Raw genomic sequence first — 16,256 nt, 5'->3', positions numbered from 1 at the left:
ACATCATCCAAGCTTGATGCGGCGCACGGCCCGGAGGTTTCTGGCAGCCCTTCCGGGCGCGCGGGACATTCTTCTTGGCGCACCGATCTGGGGTGCGATGATGGCGCTGTCGGCGCTTGCCGCGCTCTATCTGCGCAACGGTGCCGAAACCTCCCATTTCTACAGCATTCTCCTGCTGTTCTTCCTCGGCGGGCTGATCGCCTGGCCTTTCGCCCTCGTTCTCGGCGGCTTCTTTGCGCAGGGCCGCGCCAGCGAAACGCGCTTTGCCGCCTTCTTTCTCTGCTTGACCGTCTGCACTATCGCCGCAACGGCTTTCCTGTTTGCCTTGGATTACCGGAGCTTCTACGCCCGCTGGCATGCCCCCGCCGGTACGTTGACCTGGTTTTATCAGTTCGGTTTCACCTCGGCCGGCGCCGTCTATCAGTTCATCGTCATGGGCATTCGCCTCTATCTGCCGGTCGGATTTGCTGTCCTGGCAGCCGCCAGTTTCTGGCTGGCCCGCAAGATGCCTGATCAGCAGCGTTGAGATTGCCTGCCATCTTTGCTAGAGGCTCAGCCAACTCCACCTTTGACGAAAGCTGAAAGCCCATGATCCCCCGTTACTCCCGGCCGGAAATGGTGGCCATCTGGTCGCCCGAAACCAAATTCCGCATCTGGTTCGAAATCGAGGCGCACGCCTGCGACGCGCTCGCCGAACTCGGCGTGATCCCGAAGGAAGCGGCAAAGACCATTTGGGAACGGGGCGGCGCGGCGACCTTCGACGTCGAGCGCATCGACGAAATCGAAGCCATTACGAAGCATGACGTCATCGCGTTCCTCACGCATCTTGCCGAGATCGTCGGTCCGGATGCGCGTTTCGTGCATCAGGGCATGACCTCTTCCGATGTGCTCGACACCTGCTTCAACGTGCAGCTCGTCAAGGCCAGCGACCTGCTGCTTGCCGATCTCGACAAACTGCTGGAAGCACTGAAGCGCCGGGCCTTCGAACACAAGGACACGGTGACGATCGGCCGTTCGCACGGGATCCACGCGGAGCCGACCACCTTCGGCATCAAGCTGGCGCTCGCCTACGCCGAGTTCGAGCGCTGCAAGAAGCGTCTGATCGCCGCCCGTGAGGAAATCGCCACTTGCGCCATTTCCGGCGCCGTCGGCACCTTCGCCAATATCGATCCGCGCGTCGAGGAACACGTCGCCAAGGCGATGGGGCTGTCGGCCGAACCGGTCTCGACCCAGGTTATCCCGCGCGATCGTCATGCGATGTATTTCGCCACCCTCGGCGTCATTGCGTCGAGCATCGAACGTCTTGCAACGGAAATCCGTCACCTGCAGCGCACCGAGGTGCTCGAAGCCGAGGAATATTTCTCGCCGGGCCAGAAGGGTTCGTCGGCCATGCCGCACAAGCGTAACCCGGTGCTGACGGAGAACCTCACCGGCCTGTCGCGCATGGTGCGCGCCTTCGCCCTGCCGGCCATGGAAAACGTCGCCTTGTGGCACGAGCGGGATATTTCCCACTCCTCCGTCGAGCGTATGATCGGCCCGGACGCCACGGTAACGCTCGACTTCGCGCTTGCGCGCCTGACGGGCGTCATCGACAAACTGCTCGTCTATCCCGACAACATGATGAAGAACATGAACAAATTCCGCGGGCTTGTTCACTCCCAGCGCGTCCTCTTGGCGCTGACGCAGGCCGGTGCCTCGCGCGAGGATGCCTATCGCCTCGTTCAGCGTAACGCCATGAAGGTCTGGGAACAGGGCAAGGATTTCCTTGAAGAGTTGCTTGCCGACAACGAAGTCCGGGCCTTCCTGCCGGAAGCGGATATCCGCGAGAAATTCGATCTCGGGTATCACACGAAGCACGTCGATACGATCTTCAATCGCGTTTTCGGTTGACGCCACAGGCCGCGATGCGGCCCTTAGGTCTTTACTTCTGGGCGACACGGGGAGCCGAGGCGGCTCCCCGTTCCCCTCGCGCAGGGTGTCCGGTTTCGGCCCACATCGCTCCATTTTGAACGGTTTTCTCAAGCTTTTCGTCAGTCTTCCGTGCGAGGCTGCGGCAAACGAGCAAACTATTAGGAGGGCGCTGGGGCATGCCGTATCAGCAGACGATCGAACGCAAGGTGGCGCGCACGACAACCACATTCACCGGCACCGTGACCTGCAAGGGCGGATCGAGCCGCGGGATCGTCAAAGACCTTTCGGCAGCCGGAATTTGTTTCCAGCTCTATTTCGACATCAATGCCAAGACCGGTCAGGACGTGTCGATCGAAAGCAGCGAATTCGGCCATCTTACAGGCGTCGTGAAATGGTATCGCGGCGACAAGATCGGCATTCGTCTCGACCCGTCGTCAAATACCGCGGCACAGATTTCGTCCTATTTCAAATATTTCCGCTAGGCGGATGCATCATCAGACCGAAGGTGCCGCCGTCCGGGCGGCACGTTCGTTTTCAGATCGCTGCGCCTTGTTTGGTCTCCGGCGCAACCACCAGCTTGCGATAGAGATGCCACGTCGCATGGCCAAGGATCGGCATGATGACGGCAAGACCGACGAAGACCGGGATCGAACCGAGGACGAGACCTCCCGCTACGATCAGCCCCCACACGGCAACCGGAACCGGATTGGTCAGCGTTGCCCGCACGGAGGTCTCGACCGCTGCCACGGCGCCGACATCCCTGTCGAGCAGCAGCGGGAACGATACGACGACGGTCGACAGCACGATCACGGCAAAGACGAAGCCGACGGCGTTGCCGACCAGGATGAGGTTCCACCCCTGTTCCGTTCCGAAAACCTGGTTGGCGAAGGCGGAAATCGATGCCGGCGGCACATCACCGAACATCTGCACATAAAGCGACTGGGCAACGAGCAGCCAGGCGACGAACAGCACGAACAACATGAAGGCCAGAGCGATGATCGACGGCAAGGCCGGCGAACGGCGAACATCGAAAGCGTGACGCCAAGAGGTGTTCATCCCCTTTTCGCGCCGCCGGCTGATCTCATAGAGACCGATGGCTGCCACCGGGCCGAGCAGGGCAAACCCGGAAGCCAGCGGATAGAGAATCGGCAACATGTTGGCGCCCGAACTCCATGTGGCAAGCACGACACCTGCGATCGGGTATATCAGGCAGAGAAAGACGTAGTGAGACGGCTTGGCATTGAAGTCCTGCCAGCCGAGACGCAACGCGTCGAAGACATCGGCTATGCCGATCTTGCGAATTACCGGATGCTCGATAGTGGTGCTGGATCCTGCCAATACATGGAATGTTGTCATGACCAATTCTCCTCCTTGAACACGCGTCGTCACGTCATTCGAGAACAATCAGTATTTCCGGTTCGAGGGGATCTCGGCATCGCTGACCCCAATCCAATGCTCCCGATATTGGCGGCATTTGCCGTCACGGAACGTCGTGACCAATCATCCCGTGCACCGAGCATATACCAGATCTGCGTCTCTTTCACTTGACTTCCGCCGGCCTCGGGCACAAATCGCGGTTATTATGAAAGCATCTGAAGCAGATATCCTGATCGTTCCCGGTTACACCAACTCAGGCCCGGACCATTGGCAGACGCGGTGGCAGAACAAGCTTGCCTCCGCGCGCCGCGTCGAACAGGCGGAATGGTCAAAGCCTGTCCGCGAAGACTGGGTCAAGCGGATGATCGAAGATATCAACGCGGCGACCAAGCCTGTTGTTATCGTTGCCCATTCGCTCGGCGTCGCGACAGCCATTCATGCCCTGCCGCACGCGCAAAAGAAGATTGCCGGCGCTTTCCTCGTTGCCCCGCCGGAAGTGACAAACCCGAAAATCCGGCCAAAGCATCTGATGACGTTCGGCCCCTACCCGCGCGATCCGCTGCCGTTCCCAAGCATGGTGATCGCAAGCCGCAACGATCCGTTCGGATCATACGATCATGCCGGCGATATCGCCAACGCCTGGGGCGCGCTGCTGGTCGATGCCGGCGAGTCCGGCCACATCAACGCCGAATCGGGTCACGGTCCGTGGCCGGAAGGCACGATGGTCTTTGCGCAGTTTCTCAGCCGGCTTCGCCCCTGAGCCGACATCAAGCGCCCCTTTCAAAGCCAAGAATCACCGGATCACGACGATTGTCATGCCGGCCGCAAGCCTGAGCAGCTGCCATGACGCAGCCAGCCCGAGCATCGCCTTCAAAGCAATCGGAGCCGATCACACGCGCGCGCAATTCATCATTGATGCAACGCAAGATGGCATAAGTGCGTGCTTCGGCCGCTTGGTGGCCCCATATTGGCCTAACTTATGAACTTTGCTGCAGTGCAAATTAAATTCGTCGGCTCAAGGCTTTTGAGCCGCACGGAGCCTGACGTTCCATCTGGCGGCTGTCGGCTCCGTGCGAATTCCATTCGATCTCTTGGCTCAAATCAACCGGACTCGCGATCGATGACCTCAACCATTCGGAAATTCATTTTCCACGATCTACAGACGATCGAAGGCTATATCGATCCGCCCGACGCCCTGGTTTTCCTTTCGCTCCTGCAAGGTCAGCAAGAAAGAAGCTTCACCGGCGCCCTTGCCGAGATCGGCGTGTTCTATGGCCGCTCGTATTTTCTTCTCAGAAAGATCAGCGGAGACGACGCGCCGATATTGGCAATCGACCTGTTCAACATCGGCCAGACCGTCGATGGGGGCAGCGCGCAATATAGCCGCTTTCTGGAAAACGGGCGTCGGCTCGGCATGCGCGTGGACGAAGAGATGATCATCAGAGGCGACAGCACGCTGCTGGAGCCAGCCCGACTGACTGACAAGATCGGTAAAATTCGGTTCTTCAGTATCGATGGCGGGCATATGCTGCGACATGTCGCGGCCGATAGCAGGCTTGCAATGGAAGCGCTTGCGGATCACGGCGTCATCGCCTTTGACGATACGTTCAATCCTGCCTGGCCGGAGGTGACGGTCGGTATGGCTGATTTCCTGCGCACGGGCGGCGGCGCCTTTTGTGCCTTCTGCATGACCAAATACAAGACCTATGTCTGCCGCCGCGAATTCCACGCGTTCTACACCAGCCTGATTGCCGACTCGGCCGATCTCGCCGCATTCGATCACGTCGAAACCGAATTTCTGGGCTCCAAGGTTGCCCGTCTCCACAACCCGATCAGCCGCCGGATGCTCTACGAACTGATGGTTCGCTCAGGCATGAGCGCTTTTTCCGAGCGGGTTTACCGATAGACGAAGCCCATATCAGGTCAGCCAACCGCAGCGCCAAAACAAAAAAGCCGCCCGCAAGCGGACGGCCTCGCAGGCTTTCGGTGACCCGTATCAGCCGTTCTGGATCTGGGTGACGGCCTCGGAGAGAAGCTCCAGCATCTTCAGGCGAATGTCGTCTTCAGTCTGGGCGATGCCGGCAGCTTCGAAGTCCGCGCGGATCTTGCGCACGACGTCCTCATGTCCAGCCTCCACGAAATCGGCGGCGATGACCTCCGTGGCGTAGGCCTCCGGATCGCTCTTGCCCAGAAGCCCGGCGGCCCAGAGACCGAGCAGCTTGTTGCGGCGCGCCCCGGCCTTGAACCGCAGCTCTTCATCCAGCGCAAATTTCGCCTCAAACGCCTTTTCGCGGTCCTGCATACTGGTCATCCGTCGATCTCCCTGAAAACCATGCCGTAAACAGCTTTTCGCCCCATAAACCAAAAGCCCGCCAAAAGTGCAATGCGAAGTTTTCCGCTTTAACGACTTTCCGTGTTACGCTCCTGCTAATTCAGGGGATCGGATCAGACGCCGATTGTGAAATAGTTTCTTTTGAGCTATGGACCCGATTAGAAAATGCCCAGGCGCAGCCCAAGAGCGCCGACAACTTATAGAGAACACTATTGATGAACCGTCGCCGCCGTATTTACGAAGGCAAAGCCAAGATCCTTTATGAGGGTCCTGAGCCGGGTACGCTGATCCAGTTTTTCAAAGATGACGCAACTGCCTTCAACAAGAAGAAGCACGATGTCATCGACGGCAAGGGCGTGCTCAACAACCGCATTTCCGAATATATCTTCACGCACCTGAACAGGATCGGCATCCCCACGCATTTCATCCGCCGCCTGAACATGCGCGAGCAGCTGATCAAGGAAGTGGAGATCATTCCGCTCGAGATCGTCGTGCGCAATGTGGCCGCGGGCTCTCTGTCCAAGCGCCTCGGCATCGAGGAAGGCGTGGTCCTGCCGCGCTCGATCATCGAATTCTATTACAAGGCCGATGCGCTCGATGACCCGATGGTCTCCGAAGAGCACATCACCGCTTTCGGCTGGGCAAGCCCGCAGGAACTCGACGACATCATGGCGCTCGCCATCCGCATCAACGACTTCCTGACCGGCCTCTTCCTGGGCGTCGGCATCCAGCTCGTCGATTTCAAGATCGAATGCGGCCGGTTGTTCGAAGGCGACATGATGCGCATCATCCTGGCCGACGAAATCTCGCCGGACAGCTGCCGTCTGTGGGACGTCGAAACCAAGGAAAAGATGGACAAGGACCGGTTCCGCCGCGACATGGGCGGCCTCGTCGAGGCCTACCAGGAAGTGGCTCGCCGTCTTGGCATCATGAACGAGAACGAGCCGCCGCGCGGCACCGGCCCCGTGCTGGTGAAATAAGCAGGAAAAGACAACAGTGATCAACGCACGCGTAACAGTGACGCTGAAGAACGGCGTTCTCGACCCGCAGGGCAAGGCCATCGAAGGCGCCCTCGGCGCCCTCGGCTTCGACAGCATCGGCCACGTCCGCCAAGGCAAGGTCTTCGATCTGCAGATCGACACCGCCGACAAGGCAAAGGCCGAAGCCGACCTGAAGGCCATGTGCGAGAAACTGCTCGCCAATACGGTCATCGAGAACTACGCCATCTCCCTCGGCTGATGAGCAAATAGGAAACATCTCATGAAATCAGCCGTCGTCCAGCTTCCAGGCCTCAACCGTGACCGCGATATGATCGCGGCGCTGACCAAGATTTCCGGCAAGGCGCCGGTGACGATCTGGCAGACCGAGACGGATATTCCGGATGTCGACCTGATCGTCATCCCCGGCGGCTTCTCCTATGGCGACTACCTGCGCTGCGGCGCGATCGCGGCGCGCATGCCGGTGATGCAGGCGATCAAGGCGAAGGCCGAGGCCGGCGTCAAGGTGCTGGGCGTCTGCAACGGTTTCCAGATTCTCGTTGAAGCGGGCCTCCTGCCGGGCGCGCTGATGCGCAATGCCTCGCTGAAATTCGTCTGCAAGGAAATCCAGCTGGAAGTCGTCAACGCCAATACCGATTTCAGCCGCGCCTATGAGCAGGGCCAGATTATCCGCTGCCCTGTCGCCCACCATGACGGTAACTATTTTGCCGACGCGGAGACGTTGAGGACCATCGAAGGCAATGGCCAGGTCGTTTTCCGCTATGCCGCCGGCACCAATCCGAACGGCTCAATCAACGACATTGCCGGTATCGTCAATGAGAAGGGCAATGTTCTCGGCATGATGCCGCATCCGGAAAACCTGATCGAGGCTGCCCATGGCGGCGCCGACGGCCGCGGCCTCTTCGCTTCCGCCCTGGACGTAATAGCTGCTTAACAATCCGCCTGATAGAAGGCTCCCACCGAGACCGAATCACAGGGGCCTTCCGATGCGCGGCACAGCTTTCATCCGTTTTCTTGCCATTGCCGGCGTGGTCGCCACGCTTGCCGCCGGCTGCCAGTCGGCCAGCCCGCCAGCACCTGCGCAAAGCACGGCGGCGTTACCCACCATGGAACGCGTCGCGCTCGGTGCCAACGCCTGCTGGTTCAAATCCGGCGACGCAGCCTTCAAGCCATATCGCCTGGCGCCGGAACTCAATTCCTTCTCCGGACGCCCGCGCATCCTGCTCGTCAAGCGAAACTCACCCGAATCACGCCCGCTCGCCGTCGTCCAGGCGGAAGGACACCCGGCCCGGCTTCAGGCCTTCGGACCGCTATTCAATGAACCGGTTGGAACAAGAATGGCGACGGACGTGAAACGCTGGGCCGCGGGCGGTACCGGCTGCTGATAGCCGAAGGCACTCTGCTCGCCGGCTGCTTCTCCCGGGTTTTTTCACGCATTTTCTCCAAGCTCCGGTTCGAACGAACCAGGCGATGAAGCCGACTTGAAAACGTCGGGATGTTTTTTCGCGGGTTTTCATCGCGAATTGCCGTTCTCACCATGTCACGAAATTGCGTTACGCCACTCAAGCGCGTAGACCGGCTGGGTCAATGAGTCCCGTCATTCTCCGTGGGTCAACGGTCAAAGGCACATTCATGAGCGTCACGATTTATCACAACAACCGCTGCAGCACGTCCCGGGCGGTGCTCGAGATGATCCGCGAATCCGGCATCGAGCCTGTCATCGTCGAATACATGAAGACGCCGCCCACCCACGAGCAGATGCTGGCCCTTCTGCTGGCCATGGATCTGCCACCACGCGCCGTGTTGCGCACGAAAGAAAAAGCTTACCACTCGCTCCACCTCGACGATCCGAGCAAGACGGACCGGCAGATCCTCGACACCATGCTGGCCCATCCCGAACTGATCGAACGGCCGATCGTCGTCAGCGAAAAAGGCGTAGCCATCTGCCGGCCGAAGACGAAGGTTCTCAACCTCCTCTAGCCGGCAGTAGCGTCACCTCCAGAAGGGTTGCGCTGCTTCGCGCCGCGCCTGCGCCGGCGTCACGCCGATATCAGCAAGTTCTTCATCCGTCAGCTCTGCCAGGGCAAGGCGGCTGAGCCGCTTTTCCTCCCGCTCCGCAATCCATGAGATCACCCGTGAGAGCAGGCGCCTCGCCCGTGACGTTGCGCCAACGGGTGCCCGGATTGTATCTGTCTTCAACGAGCAAATTGCATCATCTGCAGCACAAATTGTACCCATTGCCATTACTCCGCCGATTGTCACGGTTACTTTCAGGATGTTGTATTGTCATAATTGACACCGAAATCGATGCAATGTAGAAATTGTTACCATGACAACTTGGATGCCAGACCCCAGCCTAGGCCAAGGCCCTCTTTACGCGCGGATTGCCGACCAGATCGAGCAGGCGATTACCGGTGGCATGCTGCCGGCTGGAACCAAATTGCCACCGCAGCGCAATCTCGCCTTTGATATCGGTGTGACAATCGGCACAATCGGTCGCGCCTATCATCTGGTGCGCGAACGCGGCCTTGTGAGCGGCGAGGTTGGCCGCGGCACCTACGTGCTCGACAATGCAGATCTGCGGCCGGCTGAACAGGCCGATCCGATGACCGCGGCACTTGCCGGCACCCGCCCGATCAAGGCTCCACCTGGCAAGCTCCGCTTCGACAGCACGGCGGCACCGGATATCGGCCAGGGCAAATCGCTCGAAAAGGTGTTGATCGACATCAGCCGCGAACACCATGCCGACATCGCCAGCTATGCCCGCGATTTTCCGGCGCACTGGTTCGAGGCGGGCAGCCAGTGGCTCGCCAAGGGCACGTTCAGGCCGCTGCCCGATCGCATCGTGCCCACCCTTGGCGCCCATGCGGGTGCAGTCGCCGTCATCGCCGCCGTCACTGCTCCAGGCGACAAGATCGCCTTCGAAAACATCACCTATTCGCAGATCAGCCGCAGCGCCGGGCTGATAGGACGACGCACGATCCTTCTGCGCACGGACGACTACGGCCTCGACCCGGACGATTTCGAGCGCGTCTGCGCCCAGCAGCACCCGAAACTCGCCTTCCTGATGCCGACCGCGCAGAACCCGACGGTCGTCACATTGTCACTGGAGCGTCGGCAGGCGATCGCCGACATAGCGCGCCGCTACGGTGTCTGGCTGCTGGAGGACGATCTCTACGGCGCGATGACGGGCGACATGACGCCGCTTCTGGCCGAGCTTGCGCCGGAGCGGACATTCCTTGTTGGCGGATTGTCGAAGTCGGTGGCGGCCGGGGTGCGCGGCGGCTGGGTGGCCTGCCCTCCCCATTTCAGTCAGCGGATCCGTATCGCCCACAAGATGGTGAGCGGCGGCATGCCGTTTCTGCTCGCCGAGCTCTGCGCACGCCTCGTGCTGAGCGGTGAAGCCGCGATCCTGCGCTCGAGAAGCATCGAAGAGATCCGCGCACGCGAGCAGATGGCGCGTGAGATCTTTTCGGGCATCGAGTTCAACTCGCATCCGCATGTGCCCTTCCTCTGGCTAAAGCTTTCCGAACCCTGGTTCTCGGGAACCTTCAAGCATGCGGCTTTCGAAGAGGGCGTGCTGGTCGACGACGAGGACGAGTTCAAGGCCGGGCGGACCGACAGCGTCTTTCATCGGGTGCGGATCGGCTTTTCCTCGCCCGCCGACCGCAACGAGGTGCGCCGCGGATTCCTGACGCTTCGGCGGTTGCTCGACAGCGGTCGTACCGGCTACGACAGCTTCGCCTGATCAGGCCATCGGTCCGGGCGGCAACAAGCGCACGATCTCCTGTGTTTTTCCGGCATTTTCCTGTCGCATCCCCGAGTAGCTTCGGCTAAAGAAGCCCCGACGTGATCTCTTTGTTTTGACGCATCCCCACTGGCAGACGGAGCCTTTGCCGTCCGGGGTGCTCCAACGGACCGAATGGACCCCGATGACCATTTCCAATAGCCGCCCCATCACCGCCGACCTGATCGCCTCGCACGGCCTGAAGCCGGATGAGTATCAGCGCATCCTCGACCTGATCGGCCGCGAGCCGACATTCACGGAACTCGGCATCTTTTCGGCGATGTGGAACGAGCATTGCTCCTACAAGTCCTCGAAGAAGTGGCTGCGCACGCTGCCAACCACCGGTCCGCGCGTCATCCAGGGCCCGGGCGAGAATGCCGGCGTCGTCGATATCGACGACGGTGACGTCGTCGTCTTCAAGATGGAGAGCCACAACCACCCGTCCTATATCGAGCCCTATCAGGGTGCTGCGACCGGGGTCGGCGGCATTCTGCGCGACGTCTTCACCATGGGCGCCCGTCCGATCGCCGCCATGAACGCCCTGCGCTTCGGCGCGCCGGATCATCCGAAGACCCGTCACCTCGTTTCGGGCGTCGTTGCCGGCGTCGGCGGTTACGGCAATTCCTTCGGCGTGCCGACCGTCGGCGGCGAGGTCGAGTTCGACGCGCGCTACAACGGCAACATCCTCGTCAACGCCTTTGCCGCCGGCCTTGCCAAGTCCGACGCGATCTTCCTGTCGGAAGCCAAGGGCGTCGGCCTGCCGGTCGTCTATCTCGGAGCAAAGACCGGCCGCGACGGCGTCGGCGGCGCCACCATGGCGTCTGCCGAATTCGACGAGTCGATCGAGGAGAAGCGCCCGACCGTCCAGGTCGGCGACCCCTTCACCGAAAAATGCCTGCTCGAAGCCTGCCTCGAACTGATGAAGACCGGCGCGGTCATCGCCATCCAGGACATGGGTGCTGCCGGCCTCACCTGCTCCGCCGTCGAAATGGGCGCCAAGGGCGACCTCGGCATCGAATTGCAGCTCGATCAGGTTCCGGTGCGCGAAGAGCGCATGACCGCCTATGAAATGATGCTGTCGGAAAGCCAGGAGCGCATGCTCATGGTGCTTGAACCCGCCAAGGAAGAGGTCGCCAAGGCGATCTTCGTCAAATGGGGCCTGGATTTCGCCATCGTCGGCAAGACCACCGACGACCTGCGTTTCCGCGTCATCCATCAGGGCGAGGAAGTCGCAAACCTGCCGATCAAGGAACTGGGCGACCAGGCACCGGAATATGACCGCCCCTGGACCCCGGCGAAAACGGCTGCGCCGCTTGCTGCCGATGATATTCCGCAGGCCGATGTCGCCGATGCGGTCCTCTCGCTCGTCGGCTCCGCCAACAACTCCTCGCGCCGCTGGGTTTATGAGCAGTACGACACGCTGATCCAGGGCAATTCGCTGCAACTGCCGGGCGGCGATGCCGGTGTCGTGCGCGTCGATGGACATCCGACCAAGGCGCTTGCCTTCTCCTCGGACGTGACGCCGCGCTATGTCGAGGCCGATCCGTTCGAAGGCGGCAAGCAGGCCGTTGCCGAATGCTGGCGCAACATCACCGCGACCGGCGCCTTGCCGCTGGCCGCCACCGACAACCTCAATTTCGGCAATCCGGAACGACCGGAAATCATGAGCCAGCTCGTCCATGCCATCAAGGGCATTGGTGAAGCCTGCCGCGCGCTCGAATTTCCGATCGTTTCCGGCAACGTCTCGCTCTACAACGAGACGAACGGCCAGGGCATCCTGCCGACCCCTACCATCGGCGGCGTCGGCCTGCTCGCCAACTGGTCGCAGATGGCGCGCATCCGTTTTGCGGCCGAAGGTGAACAGATCCTCCTCGTCGGTGCGCCGGAAGGCCTTGGAACGCATCTCGGTCAGTCCGTCTACCTGCGCGACATCCACGGCCGCACCGACGGCCCTGCCCCGCATGTGGACCTCGCCCATGAGCGCAAGACCGGCGACTTCGTCCGCAGCCTCATTGTCGAAGGCCTGACGACCGCCGTGCATGATTGCTCCTCGGGCGGACTGGCACTGGCGATTGCCGAAATGGCGATGGCGTCGGGCATCGGCGCAACGGTTTCGGCGATGGCGGGGCGCGATCCGATCGCCGTCTTTTTCGGAGAAGACCAGGGACGCTACGTCGTAACCGTGAAGCCCGAGCATGCAGACGTTGTCGCCGAGCGGGCCAGGGCTGCGGGCGTGTCAGCGCCAGCGATCGGAACCACCGGCGGTACCGAAGTCGTGCTCGGCTCGGCCAAGCCGCTCGCCGTTGCGCAATTGCGGTCGGTCCATGAAGCATGGTTCCCGGATTTCATGGAAGGCAGCCTGCCGGAATCAAACTGAGGCGGAATCCAAGCATCCTCCCGCACGGGTTTCCCGCTGAACCGACCATCAGCCTATCGGTGCTCGGAAAGAATGCTGAACGAACGAAACAGCGGCCTTTCCGGCGCCTATCCGAGCCCTATCTGGTGGCTCACATGAACACGGACAGGTTCAGGGGAACGCATGGGCACAGGTCAAGCGAACTGGTACACGTGGCTGAACAAATTGCGCCGCTCGTGGCGGTATCGCCTGGCTTATCGGTTCGCGCGGCCGCAGGCGCCGAAACAGCCCATCCCTTTCCGTGGCCCGGCGCTGATCGTTGGTTCTGCGCCGGTTTCCAACCTGCCAGACGGATTTGACAGCCGATTTGCCGTTATTTGCGTCAACGGTTCCCAGGTCGCGACGGCGGGCTGGGGTATCGACGCGCCGGACGTCACGTTCCTGCAATTCAACCAGGTCGAGGGCAAGGGCGAGCGCGCTGTCGCCGTGCGCCGCGCTCTGTCGGGCAAACGCTGCGGCATTCTCTACGTGCTGCGCTGGCCGAGGAGCGAGGCACGATTGCGCGAGGGTCTTGCCGCGTTTGAGTATGGCTTCAATGAATTGCGGCTCATCAACCAGTATCACCGAACCCGGCTGGCTGAGGCCGTGCTCGGTCGCATCGTTCCCGAGAGCGACAACGAATCCAAATTCTCGAACGGCATCACTGCCGTACTCTACGCCATTCACAGCGGCGCGACCGACGTCATCATCACAGGGGTCGATCCTTCTTCGACCGGCCATGTCTACAACGACCTCCAAATGCAGAGGCTGCATTCCGATACCGACGTAAAAATCCTGATGGAACTGTTGGAACGCGGTTTTCGCCTCTATACAAGTGATCCTCATGTGGCAGAATCGACGGGATTGCCGCTGTGGAGCAAGAAAGAACTGAGGGAGTAACGCATGCCGATGACACCGGGCGATATTGAAGACATGATCAAATCCGGTATCCCGGGCGCCAAGGTGACCATCCGGGACTTGGCCGGAGACGGCGATCACTATGCCGCCGAAGTCGTGGCAGAGGCTTTCCGCGGCAAGAGCCGGGTTCAACAGCACCAGATGGTCTACAATGCGCTGAAGGGAAATATGGGCGGCGTTCTGCACGCGCTCGCCCTTCAGACATCTGCACCGGAGTGAGGCTTTATGGCCGGCCTGATGAATGAACTGGTCAGTGGCGTCGTCAAAAGCGTCCTGAAGGAAATTCTCAAGAAGACCGGCAGCCGCGCGGCAACGAAACGCCAGAAACGGCAGGCTCGGTCGGCAACCACCGGCCGGTTCAAGAAGGCGACCGCGAAAAGAGCCGCAAGGCCCGCGAAAAAGCAGGTGAGCCGCCGCAGGACGGTCGCCTCGCGGAGCAAGACGCGCTGATTTCGCCGGCCGCATGTTTCCACCGGGCAAGCCATCAATTTTTGTTGGGATCGGGTGATGAAAATCACCGGCCTGCATGCTATCTAGAATGGATCGACACCCCCGGCCCTTGACGCCGGAGCACGAAGGACGACGACATATGAGCGGAATCAACGAATTCATCGACAACGAAGTAAAGAGCAACGACGTCGTTCTCTTCATGAAGGGCACGCCGCAGTTCCCCCAGTGTGGGTTCTCCGGGCAGGTGGTCCAGATGCTCGACTATATCGGCGTCGACTATAAGGGCATCAACGTGCTTGCCGATGCCGATCTTCGCCAGGGGATCAAGGACTATTCCAACTGGCCGACCATTCCGCAGCTCTACATCAAGGGCGAATTCATCGGCGGCTGTGACATCGTCCGCGAGATGTTCCAGGCCGGCGAACTCCAGTCGCATTTCGAAGAAGCCGGTATCGCCGTCAAGGGCGCCGCCTGAAATCTGACTTCGGTTACAGAGCACCTGAAAAAAGGCGGGTCACCGCCTTTTTTGATTCCGACCAATTGTGAAGCCTCCCTAATATTGCGCGACCTATAACAGTCGCTGCCAATATGAAGCGGCTGTCACAGGATGGTCGCAAAAAAGAGCGTAAGCACACGCAGGCAGACATTCGTCGCCGGTTTGCGAACCAGTGCCAACCCCAACCACCCCGGATCATCCGGTTTATTGTTTTGAAAGCGCTCGGAGCCTCGCTTTCGACCAGATATGGGACTACCGGCTCCAGCATTTGCATCCGCGTCTGCTCTCCGTTTGGAAACACATCGTTTTCGGTTCAGGCGCCAGGCACTTCTGCCCAGGAATATTCCGATGACCGTCACCACCGAAGCACCGGGCCTTCCGGCCTTGTCGAAACCGCAATTCGTTGCGCTGATGGCCATGCTGATGGCGATCAACGCGATTTCGATCGATATCATGTTGCCGGGCCTGCAGGAGATCGGCGCCAGCCTCGGCGTTGCCGATGAAAATACGCGCCAGTATGTCATAACCGCCTATCTGCTCGGCATGGGTTGCGCGCAACTGTTCTTCGGTCCGCTTTCCGACCGGTTCGGCCGCAAGCTGCCGCTTCTCGGCGGCCTCGGCGTCTATGCCCTTTGCGCGCTCGCCATCGTCTTTGTCCCGAGCTTCGCCGGACTTCTGGTGCTGCGCTTCATGCAGGGCATCGGCGCCGCCGCGACGCGGGTCATCACCATTTCGATCGTGCGCGACGTCTATGGCGGGCGGATGATGGCGGAAGTCATGTCGCTGGTCATGATGGTCTTCATGATCGTACCGGTCATTGCACCGAGCGTCGGCCAGTTGATCATGATCTTTGCCGAATGGCACATGATCTTCGTGGTCATCTGCCTGTTTGCGGCTCTGGTGGCGACGCTGGTGACGCTGCGGCTGCCCGAAACGCTCTCGATCGAACATCGCCGCCCGTTCACGGTCGCGTCCATCCTCGACGCGTTCGGCATCGTGCTGAGCAGTCGCGTCTCGCTCTGCTATTCGCTGGCCGCATCCTTCATCTTCGGCTCGCTGTTCGGCTTCATCAATTCCGCGCAGCAGATTCTGGTCGGCATCTACCAGCTTGGCAACTGGTTCCCGCTGGTCTTTGCAGGTTTCGCCAGCATGATGGCCGTCGCGTCCTTCGCCAACTCGCGGCTCGTCAAGCGCTACGGCATGCGCCGTCTGTCGCACGGCGCGCTGATCGGTTTTGCGCTCGCCAGTTTCGTCTGGGCCATGGCCTCGTTGTTCGGCGTATTGCCGCTCTGGCTCTTCGTCGTGCTCTATGGCGCGGCCATGTTCCAGTTCGGCCTGATCGGTCCGAATTTCAACGCCATGGCGATGGAACCGCTCGGCCATGTTGCCGGAACCGCATCCTCGGTGCTCGGCTTCACCCAGACGATCGGCGGTGCGACCATTGGCGCCCTGATCGGCCAAGCCTTCGATGGCACCGTCACGCCGCTTGCCGTGGGGTTCCTGTCCGTCTCCGTCATCGGCCTGGTCTTCGTGTTCATTGCCGAAAAAGGCAGGCTTTTCAGCCCGCATAATCCGTCCCTTTAACGACTGCA

20 protein-coding genes are annotated in these 16,256 nt (G+C 60.6%); 17 read left to right on the top strand and 3 right to left on the bottom strand.

The genetic code is table 11. From position 1 onward, the window contains the following. Nucleotides 1-16: 16 nt before the first annotated feature. The 3 genes from A3AY_RS0105695 to A3AY_RS0105685 all read left to right on the top strand — a co-directional run bounded on the left by A3AY_RS0105695 (nt 17) and on the right by A3AY_RS0105685 (nt 2,393). The gene (locus tag A3AY_RS0105695; protein ID WP_018324728.1) at nt 17-526 is read left to right on the top strand and encodes a hypothetical protein; all 510 of its coding nucleotides are present in this window, start codon (nt 17-19) and stop codon (nt 524-526) included. A gap of 62 nt (nt 527-588) precedes the next feature. Then, complete coding sequence (gene purB / locus A3AY_RS0105690; RefSeq protein ID WP_026203146.1) at nt 589-1,890, top strand: adenylosuccinate lyase; 1,302 nt, start codon at nt 589-591, stop codon at nt 1,888-1,890. Between the two features lie 197 nt (nt 1,891-2,087). After that, nucleotides 2,088-2,393 carry a PilZ domain-containing protein gene (locus A3AY_RS0105685; RefSeq protein WP_018324726.1) on the top strand — a complete coding sequence of 102 codons (306 nt, stop codon included), beginning with the start codon at nt 2,088-2,090 and terminating at the stop codon, nt 2,391-2,393. Nucleotides 2,394-2,445: 52 nt separating this feature from the next. On the opposite strand, the gene A3AY_RS0105680 is transcribed toward A3AY_RS0105685, so the two are convergent. Beyond that, nucleotides 2,446-3,267 (bottom strand): DUF2189 domain-containing protein, encoded by an 822-nt coding sequence (locus A3AY_RS0105680; RefSeq protein ID WP_018324725.1) that lies wholly within the window; start codon nt 3,265-3,267, stop codon nt 2,446-2,448. Between the two features lie 226 nt (nt 3,268-3,493). Here A3AY_RS0105680 and A3AY_RS0105675 point away from each other — a divergent pair, with 226 nt between their 5' ends. Both A3AY_RS0105675 and A3AY_RS0105665 read left to right on the top strand, forming a co-directional pair. Beyond that, nucleotides 3,494-4,048, top strand: coding sequence for an RBBP9/YdeN family alpha/beta hydrolase (locus A3AY_RS0105675; RefSeq protein WP_018324724.1), 555 nt, complete (start codon nt 3,494-3,496; stop codon nt 4,046-4,048). A 360-nt stretch (nt 4,049-4,408) separates the two neighbouring features. After that, complete coding sequence (locus tag A3AY_RS0105665) at nt 4,409-5,194, top strand: class I SAM-dependent methyltransferase (protein ID WP_018324723.1); 786 nt, start codon at nt 4,409-4,411, stop codon at nt 5,192-5,194. A 90-nt stretch (nt 5,195-5,284) separates the two neighbouring features. On the opposite strand, the gene A3AY_RS0105660 is transcribed toward A3AY_RS0105665, so the two are convergent. Next, a complete protein-coding gene (locus tag A3AY_RS0105660) occupies nt 5,285-5,599 on the bottom strand; it encodes a DUF1476 domain-containing protein (protein WP_018324722.1) in 315 nt (104 codons plus the stop codon). A 236-nt stretch (nt 5,600-5,835) separates the two neighbouring features. On the opposite strand from A3AY_RS0105660, the gene purC reads away from it, so the two are divergent. The 5 genes from purC (at nt 5,836) to arsC (ending at nt 8,598) form a co-directional block, all read left to right on the top strand. Next, entirely contained in the window at nt 5,836-6,600 is a 765-nt protein-coding gene (gene purC, locus A3AY_RS0105655) for a phosphoribosylaminoimidazolesuccinocarboxamide synthase (RefSeq protein WP_018324721.1), read from the top strand. Nucleotides 6,601-6,616: 16 nt separating this feature from the next. Beyond that, on the top strand, nt 6,617-6,859 hold the full coding sequence (gene purS / locus A3AY_RS0105650; protein WP_018324720.1) for a phosphoribosylformylglycinamidine synthase subunit PurS: 243 nt from the start codon (nt 6,617-6,619) through the stop codon (nt 6,857-6,859). Between the two features lie 21 nt (nt 6,860-6,880). Further along, nucleotides 6,881-7,552 (top strand): phosphoribosylformylglycinamidine synthase subunit PurQ, encoded by a 672-nt coding sequence (gene purQ / locus A3AY_RS0105645; RefSeq protein WP_018324719.1) that lies wholly within the window; start codon nt 6,881-6,883, stop codon nt 7,550-7,552. A 52-nt stretch (nt 7,553-7,604) separates the two neighbouring features. Continuing rightward, nucleotides 7,605-8,003 (top strand): hypothetical protein, encoded by a 399-nt coding sequence (locus A3AY_RS0105640; RefSeq protein WP_018324718.1) that lies wholly within the window; start codon nt 7,605-7,607, stop codon nt 8,001-8,003. Nucleotides 8,004-8,250: 247 nt separating this feature from the next. Continuing rightward, nucleotides 8,251-8,598 carry an arsenate reductase (glutaredoxin) gene (gene arsC, locus A3AY_RS0105635; RefSeq protein ID WP_018324717.1) on the top strand — a complete coding sequence of 116 codons (348 nt, stop codon included), beginning with the start codon at nt 8,251-8,253 and terminating at the stop codon, nt 8,596-8,598. A 12-nt stretch (nt 8,599-8,610) separates the two neighbouring features. Here the strand turns inward: arsC and A3AY_RS37385 are convergent, their stop codons facing one another. Further along, complete coding sequence (locus tag A3AY_RS37385) at nt 8,611-8,817, bottom strand: DUF1127 domain-containing protein (protein ID WP_234913036.1); 207 nt, start codon at nt 8,815-8,817, stop codon at nt 8,611-8,613. A gap of 130 nt (nt 8,818-8,947) precedes the next feature. On the opposite strand from A3AY_RS37385, the gene A3AY_RS0105625 reads away from it, so the two are divergent. From A3AY_RS0105625 to A3AY_RS0105595, 7 genes are all read left to right on the top strand, one after another. Beyond that, a complete protein-coding gene (locus A3AY_RS0105625) occupies nt 8,948-10,366 on the top strand; it encodes an aminotransferase-like domain-containing protein (RefSeq protein ID WP_026203145.1) in 1,419 nt (472 codons plus the stop codon). A 184-nt stretch (nt 10,367-10,550) separates the two neighbouring features. Continuing rightward, nucleotides 10,551-12,782, top strand: a complete 2,232-nt coding sequence (gene purL / locus A3AY_RS0105620) for a phosphoribosylformylglycinamidine synthase subunit PurL (protein WP_018324714.1) — start codon at nt 10,551-10,553, stop codon at nt 12,780-12,782. Between the two features lie 162 nt (nt 12,783-12,944). Continuing rightward, nucleotides 12,945-13,700, top strand: coding sequence for a hypothetical protein (locus A3AY_RS0105615; RefSeq protein ID WP_018324713.1), 756 nt, complete (start codon nt 12,945-12,947; stop codon nt 13,698-13,700). Between the two features lie 3 nt (nt 13,701-13,703). Then, complete coding sequence (locus tag A3AY_RS0105610; protein WP_018324712.1) at nt 13,704-13,937, top strand: BolA family protein; 234 nt, start codon at nt 13,704-13,706, stop codon at nt 13,935-13,937. 6 nt (nt 13,938-13,943) lie between these two features. Then, nucleotides 13,944-14,168: a hypothetical protein gene (locus tag A3AY_RS0105605; protein WP_018324711.1), complete on the top strand. Its 225-nt coding sequence runs from the start codon at nt 13,944-13,946 to the stop codon at nt 14,166-14,168. Nucleotides 14,169-14,307: 139 nt separating this feature from the next. Then, the gene (gene grxD / locus A3AY_RS0105600) at nt 14,308-14,643 is read left to right on the top strand and encodes a Grx4 family monothiol glutaredoxin (protein WP_018324710.1); all 336 of its coding nucleotides are present in this window, start codon (nt 14,308-14,310) and stop codon (nt 14,641-14,643) included. Nucleotides 14,644-15,012: 369 nt separating this feature from the next. Then, on the top strand, nt 15,013-16,248 hold the full coding sequence (locus A3AY_RS0105595) for a multidrug effflux MFS transporter (RefSeq protein WP_018324709.1): 1,236 nt from the start codon (nt 15,013-15,015) through the stop codon (nt 16,246-16,248). Nucleotides 16,249-16,256 lie beyond the last annotated feature (8 nt).

This window comes from Rhizobium giardinii bv. giardinii H152, from assembly GCF_000379605.1.
In the GTDB taxonomy this organism is placed as follows: domain Bacteria; phylum Pseudomonadota; class Alphaproteobacteria; order Rhizobiales; family Rhizobiaceae; genus Pararhizobium; species Pararhizobium giardinii.
The sequence above is the reverse complement of the archived record's forward strand: the minus strand, read 5'-3'. Positions and strand labels throughout refer to the sequence as shown.

Excerpts from the sequence above, each read along its gene's own strand:
- A3AY_RS0105695 (WP_018324728.1), top strand. The coding sequence starts at position 17 with ATGCGGCGCACGGCCCGGAGGTTTCTGGCAGCCCTTCCGGGCGCGCGG.
- purB (WP_026203146.1), top strand. The coding sequence starts at position 589 with ATGATCCCCCGTTACTCCCGGCCGGAAATGGTGGCCATCTGGTCGCCC.
- A3AY_RS0105685 (WP_018324726.1), top strand. The coding sequence starts at position 2,088 with ATGCCGTATCAGCAGACGATCGAACGCAAGGTGGCGCGCACGACAACC.
- A3AY_RS0105680 (WP_018324725.1), bottom strand. The coding sequence starts at position 3,267 with ATGACAACATTCCATGTATTGGCAGGATCCAGCACCACTATCGAGCAT.
- A3AY_RS0105675 (WP_018324724.1), top strand. The coding sequence starts at position 3,494 with ATGAAAGCATCTGAAGCAGATATCCTGATCGTTCCCGGTTACACCAAC.
- A3AY_RS0105665 (WP_018324723.1), top strand. The coding sequence starts at position 4,409 with ATGACCTCAACCATTCGGAAATTCATTTTCCACGATCTACAGACGATC.
- A3AY_RS0105660 (WP_018324722.1), bottom strand. The coding sequence starts at position 5,599 with ATGACCAGTATGCAGGACCGCGAAAAGGCGTTTGAGGCGAAATTTGCG.
- purC (WP_018324721.1), top strand. The coding sequence starts at position 5,836 with ATGAACCGTCGCCGCCGTATTTACGAAGGCAAAGCCAAGATCCTTTAT.
- purQ (WP_018324719.1), top strand. The coding sequence starts at position 6,881 with ATGAAATCAGCCGTCGTCCAGCTTCCAGGCCTCAACCGTGACCGCGAT.
- A3AY_RS0105640 (WP_018324718.1), top strand. The coding sequence starts at position 7,605 with ATGCGCGGCACAGCTTTCATCCGTTTTCTTGCCATTGCCGGCGTGGTC.
- arsC (WP_018324717.1), top strand. The coding sequence starts at position 8,251 with ATGAGCGTCACGATTTATCACAACAACCGCTGCAGCACGTCCCGGGCG.
- A3AY_RS0105625 (WP_026203145.1), top strand. The coding sequence starts at position 8,948 with ATGACAACTTGGATGCCAGACCCCAGCCTAGGCCAAGGCCCTCTTTAC.
- purL (WP_018324714.1), top strand. The coding sequence starts at position 10,551 with ATGACCATTTCCAATAGCCGCCCCATCACCGCCGACCTGATCGCCTCG.
- A3AY_RS0105615 (WP_018324713.1), top strand. The coding sequence starts at position 12,945 with ATGGGCACAGGTCAAGCGAACTGGTACACGTGGCTGAACAAATTGCGC.
- A3AY_RS0105610 (WP_018324712.1), top strand. The coding sequence starts at position 13,704 with ATGCCGATGACACCGGGCGATATTGAAGACATGATCAAATCCGGTATC.
- A3AY_RS0105605 (WP_018324711.1), top strand. The coding sequence starts at position 13,944 with ATGGCCGGCCTGATGAATGAACTGGTCAGTGGCGTCGTCAAAAGCGTC.
- grxD (WP_018324710.1), top strand. The coding sequence starts at position 14,308 with ATGAGCGGAATCAACGAATTCATCGACAACGAAGTAAAGAGCAACGAC.
- A3AY_RS0105595 (WP_018324709.1), top strand. The coding sequence starts at position 15,013 with ATGACCGTCACCACCGAAGCACCGGGCCTTCCGGCCTTGTCGAAACCG.